The organism is Leptospira kirschneri serovar Cynopteri str. 3522 CT, assembly GCF_000243695.2.
Taxonomy (GTDB): domain Bacteria; phylum Spirochaetota; class Leptospiria; order Leptospirales; family Leptospiraceae; genus Leptospira; species Leptospira kirschneri.
In genome coordinates this window covers 883,905-907,463 of the sequence record NZ_AHMN02000004.1, presented here as the reverse complement: position 1 = coordinate 907,463, position 23,559 = coordinate 883,905, and the positions used below count along the sequence as shown (strand labels likewise).

Genomic DNA, 23,559 nt, shown 5'->3' with positions numbered 1-23,559 from the left:
TTTGAAAACTCTCGGAGATATCCTAATCGAAGAGGGGATCATATCCGAAAAAGATCTGGAAGATTCCCTTAAGGTTCAGAAAAAAAATAACCTTTCTCTGAGTCATATCATTCAGAAAAAAGGAATTGCCGGAGAAGCAGATATTCTCCGCGCCCTATCCAAACTCTATCAGCTCGAGTTCCGAGAAAAACTAGAGTTTACGGGTATGGAAGATATATTTTTACAAGTTCCTTTGAAACTCATTCAGAAAAGTAGAATCGTTCCGTTTTCCCTTTCTAAAAAAACGATTCGAATTGCAGTGTCCGATCCTTCCGATCTGCATCCGATGGACGACGCTCGTAATTTTTTAAAAGGTTACAACGTAGAATTTATTCTCGCTCCGGAACCGGAGATCATGAAAATCATTCATTCTCATTTTGATAATACGTCTTCTACCGCCAAAGAGATGTTAAATGAGATGGAGGGAAGTTTTTCTGAACTTGCTGAAGCCTTTGAAAATGAAACTCTAGATCTAAGCGATGACGCTCCAATCATCAAGATGGTCAACGTGATTCTGTCCCAAGCGGTCAACGAAAGGGCTTCGGATATTCACATTGAGCCTTACGAAAAGTCTTTAGTGGTTCGTTATCGTGTGGATGGTATTTTGCATAACGTGCTTAGTCCTCCTAAGTCTTATCACGCGGGGATTTCCTCCAGAATCAAAATCATGTCTAATTTGAACATTGCCGAAAATAGACTTCCTCAGGATGGTAGGATCAAACTTAGACTTGCTGGTAAAGACATAGACATTCGGGTTTCTACCATTCCTTGTCAGTTTGGCGAACGGATCGTAATGAGGCTTTTGAATAAGACGGATCAAAAATATTCTTTGGATACGATGGGTTTTTATCCCGAACTTATACAGTCTTTACGTTCATTAATTTACGAACCTCATGGAATCATTTTAGTAACGGGGCCGACCGGATCGGGTAAATCTACCACCCTTTATTCCGCGTTAAGCGAACTCAACACAGAAGAAAGAAACATCATTACCTGTGAAGATCCTGTGGAATATCAGATCGAAGGAATTTCTCAGATGCAAATGCAGGAAAAAATCGGTCTTACGTTTGCGACCGGGCTTCGAGCCATTCTTCGACAAGACCCGGACGTTATCATGGTAGGTGAAATTCGAGACGAAGAAACCGCAAGAATTGCGATCCAAGCTTCTTTGACCGGTCACCTTGTTTTTTCTACACTTCATACAAATGACGCGGCAAGTGCCGCGACTCGTTTAGTCGATATGGGAATCGAACCTTATCTGATTACTTCCACAGTGTTGGGATTCATGGCTCAACGACTTGTGAGAGTTATCTGTACTCAATGTAAAGAAACATATAAACCTACCGCTTCGGAACTGGAGTCCATTGGCATCTCTAAGAAATCTTTAAAGAACGGTAACTTACATCGGGGTAAGGGTTGTTCTCATTGTATGGGAACCGGTTTTAAAGGTAGAATCGGAATTTATGAACTTTTACTTGTCAATTCTCCTCTCAAACAAGCGATTCTTCATGGTAAAGACGCCGGACAGTTAAACGAAATCGCTCTCGAGCATGGGTTTCGAACTCTTAAAGATTACGGAATTAGAAAGGTAGTTGATGGTGTAACTACAATCGATGAAGTTCTCAGGGTAACTTAAGCGTTATGGCGATTTATTCTTACGTTGCTTTCAATAAAAAGGGTAAAGAAGAAAAAGGAATTATAGACGCCGCTTCTCTTCAAGCTGCAAGATCTAAACTAAAAAACAAAGGCCTTTATGTACGTAGTATTTCCGAAGATTCTGAAAGAAAGGACCGGGAATTATTTCCGTTTTTAGCAAAGTATCTTTATAGAATTCCGCGTAAAGAAGTAGGTCTTTTTTCAAGACAACTTGCCACATTACTTGGTGCGGGAATTCCACTCGATAAATCTTTGTCGAGTATCGTGGAACAGACTGAAAATCAGAATTTCAGAAAAGTAATTACCGGAATGCAAGCAAACATTACGGAAGGTTCTTCCTTATCCGAAGCGATGAAAAAACATCCAGATGTATTTCCGAGTCAGTTTCCGTCGCTCGTTGCAGTTGGTGAAAAAACGGGAGATTATGAAGCTACCCTCACTCGACTTGCGGAGCTAGAAGAGAAATCCAGCGAACTGAAAGCGAAAGTTCAGGTGGCAATGGTATATCCGTTTATTATGGGTTCCTTATCTATTTTTGTGACGATTTTTTTATTAACTGTAGTCATTCCTCAGATTCAGGAATTGTTTTTACAATTCGACGCAAAACTTCCTCTGATAACCAGAATTGTGATCGGAGTTTCTGACTTTCTCATTGGGTTTTGGTGGTTAATTCTTGCTTTGGGTTTTGGAGGAATTGTAGGTTTTATCTATTATAAAAACACTTCCAAGGGAAAACGAAACTGGGACGAGTTCGTTTTGAAAATTCCAATATTAGGATCTCTTGCGCGTAAGGTTCTTGTAAGTAGTTTTGCGAGAAACATAGGAATTCTTTTAAGCAACCGGGTTCCTCTGATCACTACTCTTGTCATCGTAGAAAAGATAGTAGATCATTCTATCTTTGGTGAAGAAATCAAAAACGCAGTGGAAAAAATCAAAGAAGGGGAAAAACTTTCCTCTTCTTTTAGTGGGTCCGTGATTCTACCTCAGATGGTTTTAGGTATGATCGCCGCCGGAGAGGTTTCGGATCGGGTTCCGGAGATGATGAACAAACTCGCGGATATTTACGATTCGGAAGTGGATACCGCAATTAAAACGATGACCCAATCGATGGAACCTCTAATGATTGTGGTTATGGGTCTTTTGATTGGAACGATTATGGCTTCGATCATGGTCCCAATGTACAACTTGACGCAACAACTTCAAAATATATAGTTAAGATTAAGGAGAATTCAATTGAATCTGTCCAAATTAAAAAGAAAATACAGAAAAGGTCTAACGCTGATCGAACTCGCAGTTGTGGTGATCATCTTAGGCGCTTTGATCGCTCTTGTTTATTCCAATTTTCGTCCGGGTGAAATCAGCGACGATACCGCCGCTCTCAAACTAAAAAAAGACGCCTATGAACTTCAGTCACATTTAGAAAGATACGCACAACGTTATGGAACTTATCCTTCCGATGAACAGGGACTTGAAGCCTTGGTGGAAAAGCCTACTACGGGAGACGTTCCTGAAGATTGGAAACCTATCTTGACTAAAAAAGCCGCAATCAACGATCCTTGGGGAACTACCTATAAGCTTAAGAGAGACGTAAACGGAGAAATTCAAATCGTAACCATGGGTAAGGACAAAAAAGAAGGCGGAGAGGGTAAGAATGCCGATTTTAACATCCTCAACGAAGACGAATATCCTTCCGATTTCCGTAGAAAATAACTTTTTCTCTCCTTTCCGGTTATGAAAGTTAGAAATATCCGGAAAGGATTTACTCTGATCGAGTTGATCGTGGTTATCGCGATCCTCGCGGGGTTAATTAGTATTCTTGCAAGTACCGCTGCAAATTTTATTATCCCTTCGGGAAATGACGCGGCGCAAACCTTAAAACAAGCCGCCGAGTTCTGCTATCGAAAATCCATTCTTACGAACACCACGATGGTTTTAGAATTGGATATAGACAATGATACTTATTCCATCAAAAAGTTGGTTCGAGACGAAAGCGGAATTAAAGAGGTTTTGGTTTTTAAACCTCAGAAACTTCCTTATACTTCCGAAATTATAGATATAACCGATATTAGAGGTTTTAGATATACGAAAGGAATTATTAAAGTTCCATATACCTATCTCGGGATCTCGGCGGATTACAGCGTACATTTAGGAAGTGATCCTTCCATTTATAGAACCTTGATTCTTTATAGATACGGTGGAAAGGTTTCCGTTGTGGAAGGCGAACAGTTTCATACTTCTTCAAATTTGGCAACCGATAAGAATTGGAAAGAACAAGATGATAACGAACAACAGCAGCCTTAAAATTTTTGTTTCTAGACTTTCGATTCGAAGAGGTTTTAATTTAATCGAGGTTTCTATCGCACTTGCATTAGCCGGAATTGCAATGACATACACTTACATGGTGATTTCAAACGGGATCAAACAGCAAAGAATGGCTACGGTGATCTCAAACGCGGTTCATTTAGCTAAAATTAAAATGGCTCAGATTGATTCTGTATCTGTACTTCAGTCCGATAAAACCTCGGGGGATATTCCTGGTTATCCGGGTTACGGTTTTGAAACCTCGATCAATGAGGAAGACATGGACCTTTTGAAACTTTCTGGAAAGGACAGTCAAAAGCCGGAAGATTTACTTGGAGGTAGAGATTCGGAGATGAATAAATTGATCATGAGAAGGTCTGGTCAAGCTAGTCAAGGAGCAGCTACTGCGGGGATTATCCGGGTTTTTAGAATCAAAGTTACGATCAAATATCCCACTGGCAGTGGAACCGAATCTTACACAGCGGAGACGTTTAAGTCTGCACAATATTAAGAGTTTTGAATGCACTTAAAAAACGCCAAATCCAAACGAAACGGTTTTACTTTGATCGAAATCTCGATTGTAGTAATGATTTTAGGCGTGATCTTCACTGGAATTTTTTCCACCTATTATACCGCTCTTAGAATTTCCAGAGAATCTTCTTCTCCCGGAGGTGCAGCTAAAAGGGATATTTTACTCGCAATGGAAAATGTACGAAGTACGATTTCCATGACGTATTTTCATCAAAATCAAAGAAGATTGATTTTTATCGGTAAAAATGAAGGCAGAGGTGTGGTCCGTAAGGATCGATTGGATTTTGCGGCTACTCATCCTAATTCCGAGGAAGTTTCCTTACCGGAGGTGCGTGAAGTTTCTTTTTACTTAAAACCTATGCCGGACGATTCTAATTATAATCTTTTAATACGCAGAGAGGACGAGATGGTGGATCGTTATCCTAAATCGGGAGGAACGGAGTACACTTTATTGACTCACGTAAAAAGTTTTCAACTTAAGTATTCTAGAACCGGAACGAAATGGGAAGACGAGTGGGATTCTAAACTTACTAAAGCAATTCCTAGGCTGATTCGAATCGAGTTGATCGTAAATTCAGGGAAAAAGGAGGTCCGCTATGAAACTCTTGCGTTTCCTGGAATTCTTTTTAAGTAATATTCAAATTTTATTAAAAACAAAACCCAAAATCTCAAAAGAAATTATAACTGGTAAATTTTTAACAAAGTGTAAGAGTTCCCACAAATTTGAGGTAGTTTCCCGTTTTTTAATTGGTTTCCATCACTTTGTTCGTTTACAGATTTTTCGTTTTTATAACTGGCTGTGTGAGTTCCCACAGTTTCAATTTTTAGAACGAATTCTCAATTGGGTCCAAAAGAATTTCACTTTCAAAACAAAAGAGAACTCTTGGCGAATTCTATATTCTTATCAGTTTAGAAAATCCAGAGAAGGTTTTATGGTCGTAATTTTAGTAATGGCGATCGGAACCGCTTCGTTTTATACCGCTACTGAATTCGGAGAACGTTCCTTAGGTGAAAGAAGAATTGCACAAGCGGACGCAGATGGATTTAGGGCGCTCTTACTGGCCAAGGCTGGTTTTCAAGGTGCTTTGGGTGCGCTTAAAAAGATACCAGAAGAATACCTTTACAAAAGTGGAATTGCACTCAATCCTCCACCTCTACCCTTGGGAGGTGGAACGATTTATTATAAGATCAGTTCAGAAGACGGAAAGATCAATTTGAATTCTCTTTTGAATCAAGATGATAATCAGCAAAATCTTCGCTCCGTCGAAATGCTTTCCAGACTTTTTGATCACTTTGGTATCAAACGGGAAAAGATTTTTCCAATTTTTGATTGGATGGATACGGACCTTCAGGAAACAGGAGGAGGAGCGGAGGACGGATATTATTCTTCTTTAAAGCCTCCTAGGAAAAATAAGAATTCTTTTATGTATTCTATTTCGGAATTGGTTTCCGTAAAGGGTTTTGACAGAGCTACAGTTTACGGTTCTTTAAAACCAGCGGATTTTGATCAAAAATATTCCAAAGCGTTTCAATCGGAAGAAGAAAGGGCATTGATCGGAGACAGTGATTTTGTATTGGCAAATAACGTAACCGCATACATTCCTTCGGGACAAAACTCGGATGATAGAATCAACTTGAACGGTGCACCATATTTTGTTTTGATGTCTTTATCCGATTTTATGACCAAACAAGCCGCCATGAGAATTCTAAAATTCAAATTGGAGCAGGGTGGTTTTATCAAAGAACTAAAGGATCTGGAAAAATTTCAGGAATTTCAAATTCCTACGTCAGGTGGATTGACTCTTTATAAAGAACTTGCCGGAGAAGGAACCGAAGTTTCCGGAGGAAGAGTCAAGACCAAAGGGGAAATTTTTAGAATCGTAGCAGTTGGTCAAGTAGGGAAAACGATTCGAAGAATTACTGGGATTTTTGATCTTACTAACAATCAAATGCTCTATTACATGGAAGACTAAATCAGATGTTTATTTATGATCAATTTCTCGCAGTCGATTATGGAACGAATACAATCAAAGGTGTTCTCTTTCAAAAAGTTCTAGGAAAGTTGACCATTCTTCGTTCTGAAATCATGAGTATTTCTCATGGAGAAGAAGAAGAGTATAGGCATAATGTTCTTCGTTTTATCAATTCCTATTTTCCAGGTGAGACCAGTATTCTTTTAAATCTTCCTTTGGACCGTCTTTTTGTGAGGGAACTTCATATTCCTCTAACGACTGTAAAAGCAATTCGAGAAGTAATTCCATTTGAAGTAGAAAGTAGAATTCCATTTCCCATGGAAACAGTGGAAGTAACTGGAAATATCTGGAGAATCGATCAGGAAAAATCGGACGTGATCGCGTATTCTGCGCATCATAGCGAATTGGATTTTATTACCGCACCGTTTTTAGATAGTAACATCGTATTTCGAGGTTTGTTTGTAGATTCAGTTAGTCTTTCTTCCGTTATTACACAACATTCTAATAAAGAAATTCAAAGTAAGAACTGCACTCAAGTAGATATAGGCGGAAGAGTTACTATCTTGAATATTTTGAGCGATGGAAAAGTTGCACATACAAGATACATTTCAATGGGAGGGGACACTCTGACGGATCAGATTTCTTCCGATCTCAAAATCCCTTTTGAAAAAGCGGAAGCGATTAAACTTTCACTTCAATTCGAACCTTTTTCGGAAGAAGACGACGATCTCAATTTATTCGCGAAAGAATTCAAACTCAAAGAGGCGGATATTAAAAAGGCATTTCAAAGTACAGAAAAATTTTTAGAAAAACTTTCTTCCGAAATTCAAAGAAGTATTGTATCTATGAATGAAACCGAAAGACCAGAAGTTTTATATCTTTCGGGCGGTGGGAGCAAAATCCGCGGAATTGAATCTTTTTTTACCGATTCCATTGGTTTGATTGCTCATAGATATGATTTTCTTCCTTTGAACGGAGATTCCTTTGCCACTTGTTTAGGAATGGGGTATCATTTTGGTTTTTCTAAAAAAGATAAAGTAGATTTTATCGATACACCTCACGTAAAGAGAATTAATAAGAATATTCTAAACTTAGATCAGTTCAGACATCATTTGATTTTCTCCGGAATTTCTTTATTCATTTTAATTACCGTTTTTTTTGTAGGAATCGTAGTAGATAAACGTAAACTCAGTGCGAGTGATAAAATGCTCGCGGAAAAATTTCAAAAAGGTTTTGGTAGACCTGCTCCCGAAGACGAGGATATATTAGAATATGCTGCTAAACTTAAAAACGAAGAGAAGAAAAAAACGGAGATCTACAGACTTTACTTAAGTAAACCTAGCATTTTAGATATTTTATTTGAACTTTCTATGAATTTTCCCTCTGCGGACATGCAGCCGTTTCAACTGGATCAGTTTGATTATGATCAGGACTTGGTCAAGATCGGAGGAAGAGTGAACGAATTCAGTGAGATCGGTGTAGTACAAAGATCTTTGGAAAAATCTACTATGTTCAAAGACATAGAGATTGTGGATAAAAAATTGATGCAGGGTGTCAAAAATTATAAAGTCTCTTTTATTATTAAGATGAAAGTCACCAATAAGTCAACCGCTGAGGAGTCTTTTTAAGATCGCCATGTTTGATAAATTAGAACCAAGAGAAAGGCTGATCGTATTGGGAGGAATCGGATTGATTCTTTTACTGATTGTGTTTTTGGCGATCAGGAAGGTGGTGACCCTTCGTCAAGGACTGACGGAAAAAGTACAGGATTCCAGAACCGCACCCGTAAAACTCGACAAAATTATCCAAGAGTTCAATGAATTCAGATCTTTAGATTCTTCTGGCGGGGAAACTGACGTAAGTGCCGTTTACGCGAAGTTAGACGAAATTTTTATAAGATACAGTCTAAAAGAAAAAATTTCCACAATGAAGGACTTCAACTCGATCGAAGATAAGAAATACAATCGGATCACGATTGATATTAATTTTCGATCTGTAACCTTGGATAATATTTTTCGGCTGATCTACGATATAGAAAAAAATAAGATGATTAACGCCAGAGTGGAATATTTAAATTTTAAAAAACCGTTTCAAGGTAAAGAAGTATATGATGTAAATCTAAAACTTTCTACCTACAGTCGAGTGGCGGGCGCAAAACGATGAAAAAAGAAAAAGAGTTTCCGGAAGAAATCGCTCTGACTCCCGAAGAAGAGGAGTTTTTGACTCTCGAACTCCAGGAGGAAGAAGTTGTCTCTCGTTTTACGTTTAAACAAAAATTAATACTGATCGGAACTGGGATTTTTTCATTTCTCATTTTTACGGTTTGGCTTTTTCCTTTGGATGAAATTGTACGTAGTTCTTTGTATTCTTCATCCGCAAAAACCGGAACGATTATTAATTTTAGAGATTTGAGTATTTCCGTTTTAGGAAATGTAACTTTGGATTCTCTCGAAGTCACAACTTCTTCCAATCTTAAAATCAAAGCGGAAGAGGCGGTTCTAAAAACTTCTTTGTTGGGTTTGATTAAGAAAAAATTCGATGGTAAGTTTAAATTGGTTTCCTTAAAAATTGATACCGAAAACGGACCTTTGGCAAAAATACGTAATTTTGAAGGTAAAGGAAAATTTGATAATTTAGACCAAGGTATTTCCAGAATAAACGGAACTTTAGATTTGGAAATACCTGCAGGACAGTCTTCAGGAATGATTCAGGAACTTCCGGAAATTCCGCTTTTAGGTGAATTGAAAAATATAACGGTTAAAAAATTTCTTACTAAAGTGAATCTTCAAGGTGGAAATTTAATTTTCAACGATTTTACGTTAGACACATCGATTGCACGTTTTGATATTACTGGAAATATTCGATTATCGGAAAATATGTCCTTTTCTCAACTAAATCTTAGAATTTGTCTAGAACTCGATCGCAACTTTGCTTTGGAAAGACAAGATATAGCAGATATATTGACTCTTTTAGAAAAACAGAGCGGAAGTAAATGTATTCCTGTGATGGGGACTATTAACAAACCGGATGTAAAGATTCCAGGACTGACTGGGCCACCGCCAATTTCTGGAAGTCTTTAATATTCGAAGTTGTAGTAGATTTTTGTTTACAGCGCGCCCTAAAACTTACCGAGCGATATCTTAGTGAGAGAAGGCACTTTAGAGTTTCATTTTGTTTTATCAAAAAGGTTAAGCTGCAAGAATCTGTTTCAGTTTTGGGACAGATTTTTATAAGAATTTTTATGAATCCCGAAGTTGATAAATACTAAATATGACTGAAGAATCGAATCAACAAATTTTCTTCTAAATTGATGAGTGATTCTAAATGGATGAAATTTTTTCGAATATTATTTATTAATAGAGACATCTTAAAAAATTGTCTCATCAAAGACGTTTACGGCGGTAGATTCTATAAAATTAATATTCTTCTAATTCAAGAATTTTCTCACAGCTTTTACGATAAATGGATTCGAGACGTTTTAACCGGTGGCCCGTTGGCATTTAAAGAAAATTCATTGGATTGAATTTCCAGCTGAATGGGAAATGAGGACGAAAATTTTAGAGCCTCAAAAGTTGAAGCAAAACGTTTTTAAAATTAGGGTTGTTGAAAAATTCCATAGTTCAGATTAACAAAACTTTTTCAATCGACGGTTCCCATGAAATAGAAATCAATAAAGAATTAATTTTTCAACAATTCTATTGAAACCCTATTTGAGTACAGTCAGCTTGCTAAAAATGAAGACAACTGGAGTTGATTGTTTACGGTTACATTTGAATTTTGGTTCTGTTCGAATTGAGTGCGCGAAAATTATAGAAAACTTGCATATAAAAGTGAATCTATATCCCGGAACAAAGTTTCATATCGAGACGAACGGTTTTCGAAAAAATAAAATTTTCTGAAAAGGGTATTCAAATCATATTTTCACTGATTGGAAAAAGATTCTACCTCTTATCATAGGAATTTACTTTTTGTATTTAAACGAAATTGCATCGTGCTTTGATTCGTTATGAAAAAGAAAATGGTGAAATATAATAAAAAACTAATTTTATGTAATTCTCAATAATAAAAAAAGCCCGAGTTTAAATTACCCGGGCCTTTAGACTCGTTTTATATAAATGATTGGTTATCGATATAAGATCTATATATAATCAATTCATAACATAAAAACTACAATTGAGTAAACTTTCCTGATCAAGAACATCCGGTGGTTGCACCGCAGGACATACATTTCAAACAAGAACCATTACGTACCATTTCAAAAGAACCACACTCGGAACAAGAATCTCCAGTATAACCTTTGATTTTTGCGAGCTTGACTTCTTCTAAAAGAGAAATTCCAGAAGGAGACAAAGATGGTTTTTCTTTGGAAATCATTTGAGAATAAGAAATGGTTTCTACTTCTTTCTTAGGAGTGGGTTCTACAACTGTTGCTGTTGAGCCGAACGTTTCTTTTTCCTGACCGTTTGACTCAGCAGTGGCGCGTTTAGAGCCGATTTCGTCTCCTCTCAAATCTTCCGGAGCTACTTGTCCTAGATCGTATCTTCCTAGATCGTATCTTCCTAGATAAGTAATTGCTAATTCTCGAAAGATATAGTCGATTACGGAGGTGCTCATCTTGATGTGTTTGTTGCCGGAGACGATGCCGTTTGGTTCAAACTTAAAGAAAGTGAATGCATCCACGTATTCTTCTAAAGGAACTCCGTGTTGTAATCCAAGTGAAACTGAGATTGCAAACGCGTTCATCAAACTTCTAAACGCGGCTCCTTCTTTGTGCATATCGATGAAAATTTCTCCGATTTGGCCGTCTTCATATTCTCCGGTTCTTAAATAAACCTTATGACCGCCTACGATTGCCTTCTGGGTATAACCGGCTCTTCTGCTCGGAAGTTTTCTGCGGTGAGAAATATATTTCGTAACTATTTTTTCCGCGATTTGAACCGGGTCTTTAGAGATTGTAGCTTCTCTGATTTCTTCTTGATCGTCTATTTCAATTCCATTCAAAAGTTCTAATACAGAATTCAGGGGTTGAGAAAGTTTAGAACCGTCTCTGTAAAGTGCATTCGCTTTGATCATCATCTTCCAAGAAAGAAAATAAGCGTTTTTAATATCTTCGATTACGGCTTCTTCCGGTAGATTGATCGTTTTAGAGATTGCTCCGCTGATAAAGGGCTGAGCTGCGGCCATAATTCGAATATGAGACTCGTAAGAAAGAAATCTCTTTCCATACTTTCCACATTTATTGGCACAATCAAATACAGGATAATCTTTTTCCTTTAAAAAGGGAGCGTTTTCGATTGTCATCGTTCCACAGACGTAATCGTTTGCTTTGTTGATGTCTTCTTTGGTAAAACCAAGATGTTCTAAAAGAGAAAAGCCGGGAGAGTCAAAAACTTCTTTTGAGATTCCTAAGTTTTTAGTTAAAAAGTTTTCCCCTAAGTTAAACTTATTGAATGCAAAATTGATGTCAAATGCAAGAGGAAGAGACGTTTCTACTTTTTCTAAAATTTCGTTTGTGAAACCTTTTTCTTTCAGAGTTTGTGTATTGATCACGGGTGCACCGTTTAAGGTGGCGTGTCCTTTACAATAATTTACGATCGCTTCTATTTCGGAAGGTGAATAACCTAACTTCTTTAAACCATAGGGAACGGATTGGTTAATAATTTTAAAATAACCACCACCCGCAAGTTTCTTAAACTTCACAAGAGCAAAGTCCGGTTCTATTCCAGTGGTATCGCAGTCCATCACAAGACCAATGGTTCCGGTAGGTGCAATTACAGTGACTTGTGCGTTTCTAAATCCGTATTTTTCACCGAGAGAAAGAGCTAGATCTGCGTCTTCTTGTGCCGCTTTGAGCATATAAGAAGGGCAGAAGGCTGGATTGATTCCTATAGGAGTAATGGTCAAACCTTCATAATCGCTAGAAGGAGCGTTATAAGCAGCTCTTCTATGGTTTCGAATAACACGAAGCATATGTTCTTGGTTTTTAGCATAACCTGCAAATGGGCCTTGTTCTTTTGCCATCTCTGCAGAAGTAGCATAGGCGGTCATGTGCATAATGGAAGAAATGGCGCCTGTGATTGCCATCGCTTCTTGAGAATCGTAAGGAATTCCAAGAACCATAAGAACGGAACCTAAATTCGCATAACCAAGACCTAATGTACGGAATTTATAAGAAAGTTCCGCAATTTCTTTAGAAGGGAATTGAGCCATGGTCACTGAAATTTCAAGGATGATCGTCCAAAGTTTACAAAGATAACGAAAACCTTCCACGTCGAAGTTTAGAGTTTCTAAATTTACAAATTTTTGTAAATTTGCAGACGCTAAGTTGCAAGCAGTATTATCTAAGAACATATATTCGGAGCAGGGGTTAGATGCATTGATCGGACCGTCTTCCGGACAAGTATGCCATTCGTTGATCGTAGTATGATATTGAGTTCCGGGATCTGCACTCGCCCAAGCCGCGTAGGAAATTTTTTCCCAAAGTTCTCTAGCCCGAAGAGTTTGAGAAGGTTTCGCCTTACGTCCTTCCGTTTTTGCCTTTTCCTTTTCGGTTCTAAAATAAAGATTCCAAGGTTGGTCTTGTTCTACCGCAGTCATAAACTCGTTTGTAAGACGGATTGAGTTATTACTGTTCTGACCGGAAACCGTGTTGTAGGCGTCTGACTGCCAGTCTGTGGTCAATTCTTCAAAAAGAATTTCTTTATATCCTTGTCTGGCAAGATCGATTACACGTTTGATATAATTATCTGGAATGAGAACTTTCTTTGCATCCTGAATGGTTTTTTTCAGAGAGGAGTTTTTTTTCGGATTAAAACGATCTTCTCCTTCCATTTCGTAACAGGCTGACATAATCGCATTGAGATGACGGTTATTTAACATCGAACCGGTTACAAGAGAGGCTACTTTTTTCTCTTCCGTTACTTTCCAATCGATAAAATTTTCTATGTCGGGGTGATCTACGTCTAGGCAAACCATCTTTGCTGCACGACGGGTAGTGCCACCAGATTTGATTGCACCTGCGGCTCTATCTCCAATTTTTAAAAAGCTCATGAGACCAGAGCTTTTTCCTCCTCCCGAAAGAGGTTCGTTTTCTCCTCTTAAATTAGAGAAGTTGGTACCAGTACCAGAGCCGTATTTAAATAGACGGGCTTCCCGTACCCAAAGGTCCATGATTCCACCTTCGTTGACTAGATCATCATCTACACTTTGAATAAAACAAGCGTGAGGTTGAGGATGTTCGTAAGCAGAAGTGGACTTGATCAGTTTACCCGTGGAAGGGTCCACGTAATAATGACCTTGAGATTTTCCATCAATTCCATAAGCCCAATTTAGACCGGTGTTAAACCATTGAGGAGAATTTGGAGCCGCCATTTGAGTCGCGAGCATATATACAATTTCATCATAGAAAATTTTGGCGCTTTCTTCGTCGGAAAAGTATTTGTATTTGTACCCCCAATATGTCCAACAGCCTGCAAGTCTATGAAAAACTTCTAATGCACTGGTTTCTCCACCGAAACGATCTTCCGGTTTTAGGGATTCTAATTTTTCGGTATCAGGAATCGATTTTTGTAGCCATTCCGGAATTCCATCCTCTTGTACTTTTTTGAGATATTTTGGGACTCCTTTTCTCCGGAAATATTTTTGTGCCAAAATATCGACTGCAACTTGAGACCAATCTTCTGGAACGAGGATATTGTTTGCTTCAAAAACTTTTGATCCGTCTGGATTGGTAATTTTGGAATTTCGTTTTGTCCATTGAATTGTGGGCGACCCACCGTTTTGAGGAACCGTAAAATGGCGATTCATCTTCATAAATTTTTTTTAACTCCATAACACTCTTAGAAGGGATTATGTCACTCTAATGAAGAGGAAAAATGACCCAAAGCGTTTTTTGAACTGAATCACTTCCTCGATTTAAAATTTTTCCTTTAAAAAGCTAGAAAAACACATGCTAATGAGACAAATTGAGATTGCTTCCTTACCCCTTTTTGAAAATATGGGCTCACTACCGAGGATACTCCCCTTTAGCTCAGTCGGTAGAGCAAGTGACTGTTAATCACTGGGTCGCTGGTTCGAGCCCAGCAGGGGGAGCCAATTCTTTTTATCTCTTTAATTTAAAAGCTGTTTTTTCATTTGGGTTCTTGTTAGACACTTCTAATTGATAAAAAACTCAATTTTTGTATAGTGTTTTAAAAAAAAATCAGTAGAATCCGATTTTCAATATTTCCCGTTTTCAAGTGAAATTGTGGGAACTCTTACAATTTTAGATTTTGCTCGTAACACCGTAGTTTGTAATAGTTCCTACATTTTAGGAATTGATTTGCAAAGTTTAGATTCTAACTTTTTTCAGAAATGAGTCCTGAAACTTTAGGCCGAACTTACGTTAAAAAAATATAAACAAAAGTTAAATCTTAGAACCGATTTCTGAAGTTGAAATCTGCATTAAAGTAACGTGAATTCTATATAACAATGGAAAGTGATTGAAGTGTAGTCGATTAAATTGAAACTTAAGACGAAAAGTTATATTAAATTTCTTTCATGCAATTATTGACTGGAGCTGAAAGCGCAGCCGTTGAGCCAGTTCGCTATGGAATTTGCGAGCAGCTACGACAACTTGGAAAACTCAGCGAATACCTTCTCTACGGATCGGTATTTAGGGAGTCGTTGTACCTGAGTTTTTTATTCGCCAAGATTTTCTTACGCCGAACGCACATTAAAATAAGTCTTCTTCTTGTGTGGTGTTGTTTTTGGTTTCTGTCGTTTTAGATTCTCCTCTAAAACCGGTTTTATTCGTTTTTTTAGATTCGTCTTTAGTAAGAGCTTCTATCTTTCCTTCTGCAGTATCTAAAATTCCCTGACAGATTTTTTTAAGTTCCATCCCTCTTTCATATGCTTTTAAGGATTCTTCTAAACTGAAATCTTGTCGTTCTAGTTTTTCCGCAATTTGTTCCAGTTCCATGAGAGCGTCTTCAAATGAAATTTTAGATTTTGTCTCCGCCATTTTTATTTTCCTTTTCTGATCACTTGCATCGTTCCACCTGAAAGTAAAACTTGCAATTCTTCTTCCGGTTTTGTTTCTTCCGGAGATCGTATGATTTTTCCATTTTTGTTTCTAAGAATCGAATATCCACGTTTCATCGTAGCAGCGGGAGAAAGATCTTCCACTTTGCTAGTCCAAAATTCAGCCTTTTGTTTTTTATGAAAAAGAATGTTTTGAATTCTGGAAGTAAGATTTTGGTATCTTTCCAACCGAACTCTGGCTAGACCCAGTTTGTTGGATAAAGCCTTTTGTAATCGAATTCCAATTTCGTCCACTCTTTGACTTCTTTGATTGAGAAGTTGCATCGGTTCTTTAAAGATGAACTTTCCGGATAAAAGTCTGAGTCTGTCTTTGTTGGAGGAAATTTTTGTTACTAAAGAGCTTTTAATTCTTCCTTCTAACTGGGATAAAAATTGAAGTACGTCTTCTTCTTTGGGAATTGCATATTCTGCGGCGGCGGTGGGAGTAGGAGTAAAATAGTCAGCGGCAAAGTCGCTTAATAAAACGTCGGTTTGATGACCTACAGCCGATATGATCGGAACTCTGGAATTTGCGTAAGCTCTGACCACCTTTTCGTCGTTAAACGCCATTAGATCTTCGAAACTTCCTCCCCCTCTCCCTGCGATGATCACGTCTACTTTCCAGTTCGGATGATTTAATTCCTCTATGGCAGCGACAATTGAATCGGGAGCGTCTTCTCCTTGAACAATACAGGGAGCGATGAGTATATTGATTCCTGGAAAACGGGAACGGGAAATTTTGATAATATCTTCGATTGCGGCTCCCGTAGGAGAAGTGGCGATTCCTAACGTTTTTGGAAAGGATGGAATTCTTCTTTTTCTTTCCGGATCAAAGATTCCTTCTACTGCGAGTTTTTGTTTGAGTTTTTCGATTTGGAGTAAAATATCTCCTTGCCCCAATTCTTCTACTCTGGTTACGTTTAGATTATAAGAACCCCCCGCTTCATAGAGAGTGATTGTTCCGTAGACCTGGATTTCTTTTCCATCGGATAATGGTTTTCCAGAATAATTTTTATTGGAGTAATTGAAAAAAGTACATCGAATTAGAGATCCGGCGTCTTTGAGAGAAAAGTAAATATGTCCTGAACTTGCCTTGCTATAATTGGAAATTTCCCCTCGGACCCAGATATTTTTTAAATCCTTGGAACCGGAAATCAGATTTTTAATAATTCTAGTGACTTCCGAAACGGAAAGAGGTTTGGAGTCTTCCAATGTTTATCTATGTCCTTTATTCAAAATCAATTCTCGGCGATACAATTTCCAAAAATCCCAGAGAATAACGACTAACGTGACCGTGACCGGTCCCACAACCAGCCCCATAATTCCAAATTCTTTGATTCCTCCGATCAAAGATAAAAAGATTAAAAGTGGATGTGCCTGTAGTTTTTTATCGAGCATTCTAGGTTTTACGAAATTTTCTAGAACTATGTAAAAGAACAATCCGCTTCCCATAAAAAAAATGGCCATCATAGGATTGTTTTCTAAAAAGAGAATGTAAAGACCGATCGGAAGCCAAACTGCAGAAGTACCTACAACTGGAATAATGGAAAAAAAAGCAGCTAAACTTGCGTATAAAAACGGGCTAGAAATTCCGGCAATCCATAGAAGAATATAAATCGCCGCTCCTTGTAGAATTGATATGATTAGATTTCCTCGTATTACAGTTTGAACCGCTGCAGTTAATTTTCTTCCGACTTGTTCTTCCAATTGTTTAGAAAAGGGAAGGTTGTCCAAGATGAATCGTTCTACTTTTTTTCCGTCTTGATAGAGGAAGAATAAAACTAACAAAGCAAAGAAAAGATTCATTAGAATTCCTGTAGGTAATTCTATGTTTCCTAAAATAAAAGAGGAAGCGTTACTTAAAATTCCATAGATACTGTCCAGGTTCAGAATATCCACGTAATTTTCGGCAAATTCTCCGTAGATTTCGGGAACCTTAACCCAGAAAAATTCGTTGTCCGTGATAAAGTCTGTAAGCAGTGCAAAATTCATTAAAGTTTCTATTATCTTGTCTTCGCTTAATGAAATTCTTAATTTAAAAAGAATTGAAAGAGCCTCGCTGATCAAGGTACGGATTACAAAATAGGATGGAAGTAATACGATCATAGATACGAGTGTGATCATGATCCAAGGTACGAGCCATTGAAGTTTTTCTCCTAAATATCCTTTTAAAAGTTTATGAGGTCTTCTAGTTGCGAGGTACAAAATCAATGCCATCAGCGAAGAATATAAATAAGGCCGAAATACTAAAAAGAAAACACCGATTGCAAATAAAAATAAGATAGAAAAAAAAATGAGGAAGGTGTATTTTCCAGGTTCAGGGTTGATGTGAATTGGTTCGATCATAGATTTTTAGCTTCCTGAATTTTTATAAAAAAGTTTGATTTTACTTCCGTTCTCCAAAGTTTCGATTTGAATCGTTACTACTTTTTTATTTTGACTTTCTACCATGATCACCGTTTTGTTTTCGGTGATTTCTTCCTGTAAAATTTTCCAATAGAGAGATTGGAAAATGGATTCATAATAAACTTCCATTTGTTTTTTCTTAAATGTATGTGTGAATAAAAGAAAAGATTCTCTCGTTTCAAAATAACCTCTTTCGGATTTGAGTTCCGTAGAATAAATTAGATCGGAACCTTCGGGAACAAATTCGATTGGAAGAGATCTAGGATTTCGAACTGGATGATTCTGTACCGTGAGTTTATTATAACGATAGAGTTCCGTTTTTTTAGAATCTTTAGTTTCGCCAAACGTGGGTGTTGTGAAAAAGAAAAACCAAAAAACTATGATTTTCCAAATGGATAGGGACACTGGACCAAACTTTGGAAAAGTAAATTTTTGATCTAAGTCCGAATGGTTTAAGAATTGTAAACAAATAGGATTCACTTTTTTTACTTGAACCTTACGCTTGATCACTGACAATTCTTTTATTCTAACTTCATGACTTTTCACGAAACTCTGCTCCAAATTCTCAATCGTTTTTCGGAAACGAATCCTATTTTTCTCTGGCTCTTTTTTGCCTTTTCTAATTTTGCGGAAAACGTTTTTCCTCCCTGGCCTGGAGATACGGTTACTGCTTTTGGAGGATTTTTAGTGGCAAGAAATTTACCTACATTCGGCTGGATAGAATTGATTACGAGTACATTGGTGGGGAACCTTCTGGGGGCCTGGGTGATGTATCGTTTCGGTCAAATTTTTCTGGATTGGGCTAAAGAAAAAGAATTTCCTTTTAAGGATTCTATTTACGATGAGCAGTCCCTAGAAAAGACATTAACTTGGTTTCGAAAGAATTCTATCTTAGTCGTTTTATTCAGTCGATTTTCGGCGGGGATTCGATTTTTTGTTTCTATTGTTGCTGGAATGGTAAAGATGAGTCCGATTCTTTTTTTCGGATGTTTTAGTGTCGCCGTAGTTCTTTGGTGCGGGATCTTAATTATTTCCGGTTTTTTTCTAGGTTCTAATTGGGAAAACGTTTTAGCTTTTTTAGAAATTTATAATAAAGTTATTATTACTTTAGCGATCCTTGCGGTGATTCTATTTTTTTGGCGTCGAAGACAAAAAACTGCTAAAATAAATTCTTAGACTTTCATGTGAGTTCTACATTTAAAAGTAAAACTTAGATTTTGTGTGAGTTTCTACATTTAAAATCGATAAAAAAGACAACGTCTCTAAGTTTTAAGAAATTTCTTCTTTTTTCAGAGCCTTTTTTAAACCTTCTAAAATCAGATCTTTTTCGTTTTGATAATCTCCCGGTAGAGTCAAATTTTGAATCCATTCCATCAATGCAGTAGGATCAATTACTTTACCTTCCATCCATTCTCCTGCCATTTCTGCTACAATTCTAAATACAGCAGAAGTATCTAATATTCCATTATCTTGAAGTACTACCGCAAAACCGGGAGCGCCTTCGGTTAGAATATACGGATGAATCTCCTTTTGTTTAAAGGGATCGATTCCGGCGGGGAGTGCGCTTTGAATGTTCCAGTGCATTTCCTCGTGATCCGGTCCATGAACGGTTTTATTGATTAGAACCAAGGAAACTGAATTTAAATCTCCGTGAATGTTTCTATTTTCTTCTCCTAGTTCTCGGATTGTTCGCGCGGCGTCTCTTGTAATTGCGTCCCTTCCTAAAAAGTTTAAACGATAGAGATAGTCTTCCAGTTCTTTCCCTTGCATTTTACCGCAGAGAATATATTGATAAAGAATAAAGATTAAATAATCGCTTTCGGTATTGTCTCCGATTAGAATTTCTTTTGCGTTTGTAGGAAGATACAATCTGTCTCTAAGTAGAATCGTAAGTTTATAACTCATCTGATCGAAAAGACTTTGAAAGGAGGCTCCTGCAAATTTTCGAATTCTTTCCATCGAACCTAAAATTCCGTCCGTTATAAATTTGGCTGGATGGGTCACCGAGTCCCAAAATTTTTCGACGATCCCTTTGATCGTTCCTTCTAAATATTTAAGATGTAAAGATTCAGTTATGATAGAATGGCTTTGAATCGTACTCAGTAAAGTCCTTCTAAAAAAATGAGGACTAGCAGATATAAAACAAAGAGGAGAATCTTCTGTAGCCAATCGAATTTCCCTATAAAGAGCGGGCATTCCAGGAAGAGGAAGCTTTTGTTGTGGTGTTTCGAATAACGTGGAAAGTTTTCCTTTGTTAGAATGAATGTCCGTGGCAAGATAGGTTTGGTCTATATCCGAAGTAGTGACGTAACCTTTAAAATCTTCGGGAAGAATTCTGAGTTTTCCTTTTCCGATTAAGGATTGTCCGGAAATTTCGCTTTTTCCTTTTTGATTTAAGTAAGCTATGTCTTTTGTAAACTGTCTATAAGAATCTAATTTTCTAAAATGAATCTGAAAGATATACTTTCCGGGAAGAAGTGGTTTTGTGAATTCGTGAAAAAAAAATCCACCTTCGTCTCCCTTGATTTCGGGAGATTGATGAACTAAAACATCGGATTCGTCCCAGATTTCTGCGACTAAGATTGGTTTTCGAACTGGTTCTAATCCATAATCTAAAAATGGAGTGATTTCTTTTTCCTGACCTTCAAACAGACCGTTTAACAAATCCCAACGAGAATCATCTCTCATTTCTTCGGTGATTCCTACGTCTACGACCTGACCACGAACGTAATACCGATTTTCACGCCCTAAGGTCCCACCGCAGATTGCGATCCTTTTTTTATCTACTAACTTCGTCGTTTCCGGTTTGGATTCTGCCTGTTCGTTCAAGGTCTTAAAACCTACCTCTTTTTATAGAATGGATCGATTGAAAATTGTACCGAAACGTTCGGAGAGTGAAAGCATAAAAAATGAAATTCTTTGTTTTCTGTACTTCTAAACAAAAAACACTGGTACTGAAGAAGAGTCTCGGATTGTATGAAAAAAAAATCCGTCAAATTTGGATATTCAGGAGCGAAAACGATTTATATTCGAAAGCTTCGATTTGAAGAAGCACAATGGAAATTAGAAAAGGAAATCCAAGAAGCTTTTTTAGCCGGAGAAACTCTGATCGAAATCGTTCACGGTATCGGAGAAGGAATTCTCAAAAAACTAACCTTGGATACGATTCGATCACACGATTTTCTCAAGGAAGTAGATTATTCTCGGTTTGGGATTTCTAATCCGGGTTCCACGTTGGTCGAAATATTAGGTCCCGATAAGGACGTTCTCAAAAGGTATCTCAGATGACAAAAGTAGAAACTCGATTGGAAATTTTAGACGTAACTTTGAGAGACGGAGAACAGACCAGAGGGGTCAGTTTTTCCACTTCCGAAAAACTAAATATCGCAAAATTTCTATTACAAAAACTAAATGTAGATCGGGTAGAGATTGCGTCTGCAAGAGTTTCTAAAGGAGAATTTGAAACGGTCCAAAAAATCATGGAATGGGCCGAAACGGAACAGCTCACGGAAAGAATCGAAATCTTAGGTTTTGTAGACGGGAATAAAACTGTGGATTGGATGAAAAACAGCGGAGCTAAGGTTTTGAATCTTTTGACCAAGGGATCTCTTCATCATTTAGAAAAACAACTGGGCAAAACTCCGAAGGAATTTTTTACGGACGTTTCTTTTGTAATAGAATATGCGATCAAAAACGGACTTAAAATAAACGTATATTTAGAAGATTGGTCCAACGGTTTTAGAAACAGTCCAGATTACGTCAAAACACTTGTAGAACATCTAAGTAAAGAACACATAGAAAGAATTTTTCTTCCGGACACGTTAGGTGTTCTTTCACCAGAAGAGACGTTTCAAGGAGTGGACTCACTCGTTCAAAAATATCCGGATATTCATTTTGAATTTCACGGACATAACGACTACGATCTTTCCGTAGCAAATAGTCTTCAGGCGATTTGTGCCGGAGTCAAAGGTCTTCACGCTTCTATGAACGGTCTAGGAGAAAGAGCCGGAAATACTCCGCTGGAAGCACTCGTAACCGCGATTCATGATAAATCTAACTCTAAAACGAACATAAACGAAATTGCAATTACAGAAGCAAGTCGTCTTGTAGAAGTATTCAGCGGAAAAAGAATTTCTGCAAATAGACCGATCGTAGGAGAAGACGTGTTTACTCAAACTGCTGGAGTACACGCAGACGGCGACAAAAAAGGGAATTTATACGCAAACCCTATTCTGCCTGAACGGTTCGGCCGGAAAAGAAGTTACGCGTTAGGCAAACTCGCAGGTAAAGCAAGTATTTCCGAAAATGTAAAACAGCTCGGAATGGTTTTAAGCGATGTGGTTTTACAAAAGGTTTTAGAAAGAGTGATCGAATTAGGAGATCAAAATAAACTGGTAACTCCTGAAGATCTTCCATTTATCATCGCAGACGTTTCTGGAAGAACCGGAGAAAAAGTACTTACAATCAAATCTTGTAATATTCATTCCGGAATCGGAATTCGTCCTCACGCACAGATCGAATTAGAATATCAAGGAAAGATTCATAAGGAAATTTCCGAAGGAGACGGAGGGTATGATGCGTTTATGAACGCACTTACTAAAATTACAAATCGCCTCGGTATTAGCATTCCTAAGTTGATAGATTACGAAGTAAGGATTCCACCCGGTGGAAAAACGGACGCGCTGGTAGAAACTAGGATCACTTGGAGCAATTTGGATGAAGATCAGACTTTCAAAACGATGGGAGTTCATCCGGATCAAACGGTTGCAGCGGTTCATGCAACTGAAAAGATGCTCAATCAAATTCTGCAACCATGGCAAATCTAAAACTATTATTGGTAGGGATTGGAAATCCAGGCCAAAAATATGTTCACAACCGGCATAACATCGGTTTTGTGATCTTGGATTCTCTTTTGGATTCTTTTTCCGGAAGTTATCAAACCAATTCCAAATATTCTTTAGCTAGAACCGACGAAGATGGAGTTACGATTTTTTATCTAAAACCCTTAGAATTTATGAATCTTTCCGGAAAGGCAGTTGCGGAAATCGCTAAAAAAAACGGAATCCTCCCCGAAAACATTTTAGTCATTCATGATGAAATCGATTTTGAGTTCGGTAAATTGAAATTGAAAGGCGGAGGCGGACACGCTGGTCATAACGGACTTAGAAACATAGTAGAAAAATTGGGTACCAATACATTCTTTCGGCTTAGGTTTGGGGTCGGAAAACCTTCCATCACTTCAGAAGTGCCGGATTACGTGCTTTCCAATTTTCTTCCGAACGAAAAAGAAAAAATTCCAGAACTTGTTAAAACTTCTTTGCAAAAAATCTCGGATTGGATTCGAGAAAGAAAAAACGGATTTCAAAAACTCTCCGATAATCAGTAAGAAGGAATCGTTTTTACTTTTGTAAAACTGGGTATGAGATTAGAGATTTGTACTTCTATAAAATGGATTTTTAATACGATGGTCGTAAAACGGCGATTTTATGATGAAATTTGGTTGTAAGATCATTGTTTTAGGATTTTTAAAAAAATCTTTATCGTTTTGAATCTCATGAAGTTGTAAAGTGGTTCGGTTCTTTTGTAGAAATGA

The 23,559-nt window shown here is 37.6% G+C and carries 21 protein-coding genes and 1 tRNA gene; 16 read left to right on the top strand and 6 right to left on the bottom strand.

Translation table 11 applies throughout. The features are described 5' to 3' along the window. Position 1 precedes the first annotated feature (1 nt). From gspE to LEP1GSC049_RS220300, 11 genes are all read left to right on the top strand, one after another. The gene (gene gspE / locus LEP1GSC049_RS220250; protein ID WP_004758842.1) at positions 2–1,675 is read left to right on the top strand and encodes a type II secretion system ATPase GspE; all 1,674 of its coding nucleotides are present in this window, start codon (positions 2–4) and stop codon (positions 1,673–1,675) included. A gap of 5 nt (positions 1,676–1,680) precedes the next feature. Next, positions 1,681–2,907 (top strand): type II secretion system F family protein, encoded by a 1,227-nt coding sequence (locus LEP1GSC049_RS220255; protein ID WP_004752518.1) that lies wholly within the window; start codon positions 1,681–1,683, stop codon positions 2,905–2,907. Between the two features lie 21 nt (positions 2,908–2,928). Next, positions 2,929–3,405: a type II secretion system major pseudopilin GspG gene (gene gspG / locus LEP1GSC049_RS220260; RefSeq protein ID WP_004752106.1), complete on the top strand. Its 477-nt coding sequence runs from the start codon at positions 2,929–2,931 to the stop codon at positions 3,403–3,405. A 21-nt stretch (positions 3,406–3,426) separates the two neighbouring features. After that, positions 3,427–3,996 carry a prepilin-type N-terminal cleavage/methylation domain-containing protein gene (locus LEP1GSC049_RS220265; protein ID WP_004752456.1) on the top strand — a complete coding sequence of 190 codons (570 nt, stop codon included), beginning with the start codon at positions 3,427–3,429 and terminating at the stop codon, positions 3,994–3,996. After that, positions 3,971–4,507, top strand: a complete 537-nt coding sequence (locus LEP1GSC049_RS220270) for a type II secretion system protein (protein WP_004751782.1) — start codon at positions 3,971–3,973, stop codon at positions 4,505–4,507. The genes LEP1GSC049_RS220265 and LEP1GSC049_RS220270 overlap by 26 nt, the downstream gene beginning before the upstream one ends. 60 nt (positions 4,508–4,567) lie before the next feature. Beyond that, positions 4,568–5,161, top strand: coding sequence for a type II secretion system protein GspJ (locus LEP1GSC049_RS220275; protein ID WP_338092194.1), 594 nt, complete (start codon positions 4,568–4,570; stop codon positions 5,159–5,161). After that, positions 5,124–6,500: a type II secretion system minor pseudopilin gene (locus LEP1GSC049_RS220280; RefSeq protein WP_004780453.1), complete on the top strand. Its 1,377-nt coding sequence runs from the start codon at positions 5,124–5,126 to the stop codon at positions 6,498–6,500. The genes LEP1GSC049_RS220275 and LEP1GSC049_RS220280 overlap by 38 nt, the downstream gene beginning before the upstream one ends. A gap of 5 nt (positions 6,501–6,505) precedes the next feature. Next, positions 6,506–8,128, top strand: coding sequence for a cell division protein FtsA (locus LEP1GSC049_RS220285; protein ID WP_004751826.1), 1,623 nt, complete (start codon positions 6,506–6,508; stop codon positions 8,126–8,128). Positions 8,129–8,135: 7 nt separating this feature from the next. Next, positions 8,136–8,663 (top strand): hypothetical protein, encoded by a 528-nt coding sequence (locus LEP1GSC049_RS220290; RefSeq protein ID WP_004752678.1) that lies wholly within the window; start codon positions 8,136–8,138, stop codon positions 8,661–8,663. Next, a complete protein-coding gene (gene gspN / locus LEP1GSC049_RS220295; protein ID WP_004752648.1) occupies positions 8,660–9,580 on the top strand; it encodes a type II secretion system protein GspN in 921 nt (306 codons plus the stop codon). The genes LEP1GSC049_RS220290 and gspN overlap by 4 nt, the downstream gene beginning before the upstream one ends. 230 nt (positions 9,581–9,810) lie before the next feature. Continuing rightward, a complete protein-coding gene (locus LEP1GSC049_RS220300; RefSeq protein WP_004752077.1) occupies positions 9,811–10,023 on the top strand; it encodes a hypothetical protein in 213 nt (70 codons plus the stop codon). A 668-nt stretch (positions 10,024–10,691) separates the two neighbouring features. Here LEP1GSC049_RS220300 and LEP1GSC049_RS220305 read toward each other — a convergent pair. Beyond that, positions 10,692–14,312, bottom strand: a complete 3,621-nt coding sequence (locus LEP1GSC049_RS220305; RefSeq protein WP_016560421.1) for a vitamin B12-dependent ribonucleotide reductase — start codon at positions 14,310–14,312, stop codon at positions 10,692–10,694. Between the two features lie 206 nt (positions 14,313–14,518). Between LEP1GSC049_RS220305 and LEP1GSC049_RS220310 the strand changes: the two genes are divergently transcribed. Next, positions 14,519–14,594 (top strand) — tRNA-Asn (locus tag LEP1GSC049_RS220310). A gap of 619 nt (positions 14,595–15,213) precedes the next feature. On the opposite strand, the gene LEP1GSC049_RS220315 is transcribed toward LEP1GSC049_RS220310, so the two are convergent. From LEP1GSC049_RS220315 to LEP1GSC049_RS220330, 4 genes are read right to left on the bottom strand one after another with little or no spacing between them, the layout of a single operon-like run. Then, positions 15,214–15,501 (bottom strand): exodeoxyribonuclease VII small subunit, encoded by a 288-nt coding sequence (locus LEP1GSC049_RS220315; protein WP_004752134.1) that lies wholly within the window; start codon positions 15,499–15,501, stop codon positions 15,214–15,216. 2 nt (positions 15,502–15,503) lie between these two features. Next, positions 15,504–16,772, bottom strand: a complete 1,269-nt coding sequence (xseA, locus tag LEP1GSC049_RS220320) for an exodeoxyribonuclease VII large subunit (protein ID WP_004751712.1) — start codon at positions 16,770–16,772, stop codon at positions 15,504–15,506. 3 nt (positions 16,773–16,775) lie between these two features. Further along, a complete protein-coding gene (locus LEP1GSC049_RS220325; RefSeq protein ID WP_004751904.1) occupies positions 16,776–17,906 on the bottom strand; it encodes an AI-2E family transporter in 1,131 nt (376 codons plus the stop codon). A 6-nt stretch (positions 17,907–17,912) separates the two neighbouring features. Next, on the bottom strand, positions 17,913–18,512 hold the full coding sequence (locus LEP1GSC049_RS220330) for a hypothetical protein (protein WP_004752641.1): 600 nt from the start codon (positions 18,510–18,512) through the stop codon (positions 17,913–17,915). On the opposite strand from LEP1GSC049_RS220330, the gene LEP1GSC049_RS220335 reads away from it, so the two are divergent. Continuing rightward, positions 18,501–19,142 carry a DedA family protein gene (locus LEP1GSC049_RS220335; RefSeq protein ID WP_004760739.1) on the top strand — a complete coding sequence of 214 codons (642 nt, stop codon included), beginning with the start codon at positions 18,501–18,503 and terminating at the stop codon, positions 19,140–19,142. The genes LEP1GSC049_RS220330 and LEP1GSC049_RS220335 overlap by 12 nt on opposite strands. 93 nt (positions 19,143–19,235) lie before the next feature. Here the strand turns inward: LEP1GSC049_RS220335 and LEP1GSC049_RS220340 are convergent, their stop codons facing one another. Beyond that, the gene (locus LEP1GSC049_RS220340; protein WP_004752374.1) at positions 19,236–20,795 is read right to left on the bottom strand and encodes a phosphatase domain-containing protein; all 1,560 of its coding nucleotides are present in this window, start codon (positions 20,793–20,795) and stop codon (positions 19,236–19,238) included. A 147-nt stretch (positions 20,796–20,942) separates the two neighbouring features. Here LEP1GSC049_RS220340 and LEP1GSC049_RS220345 point away from each other — a divergent pair, with 147 nt between their 5' ends. The 3 genes from LEP1GSC049_RS220345 to pth are packed head-to-tail and all read left to right on the top strand — an operon-like array spanning position 20,943 to position 23,352. After that, the gene (locus LEP1GSC049_RS220345; protein WP_004752297.1) at positions 20,943–21,254 is read left to right on the top strand and encodes a Smr/MutS family protein; all 312 of its coding nucleotides are present in this window, start codon (positions 20,943–20,945) and stop codon (positions 21,252–21,254) included. Further along, positions 21,251–22,792 carry a (R)-citramalate synthase CimA gene (gene cimA / locus LEP1GSC049_RS220350; RefSeq protein WP_004752568.1) on the top strand — a complete coding sequence of 514 codons (1,542 nt, stop codon included), beginning with the start codon at positions 21,251–21,253 and terminating at the stop codon, positions 22,790–22,792. Before LEP1GSC049_RS220345 ends, cimA begins: the two co-directional genes overlap by 4 nt. Then, the gene (pth, locus tag LEP1GSC049_RS220355) at positions 22,780–23,352 is read left to right on the top strand and encodes an aminoacyl-tRNA hydrolase (protein ID WP_004752365.1); all 573 of its coding nucleotides are present in this window, start codon (positions 22,780–22,782) and stop codon (positions 23,350–23,352) included. Before cimA ends, pth begins: the two co-directional genes overlap by 13 nt. Positions 23,353–23,559: the final 207 nt, after the last annotated feature.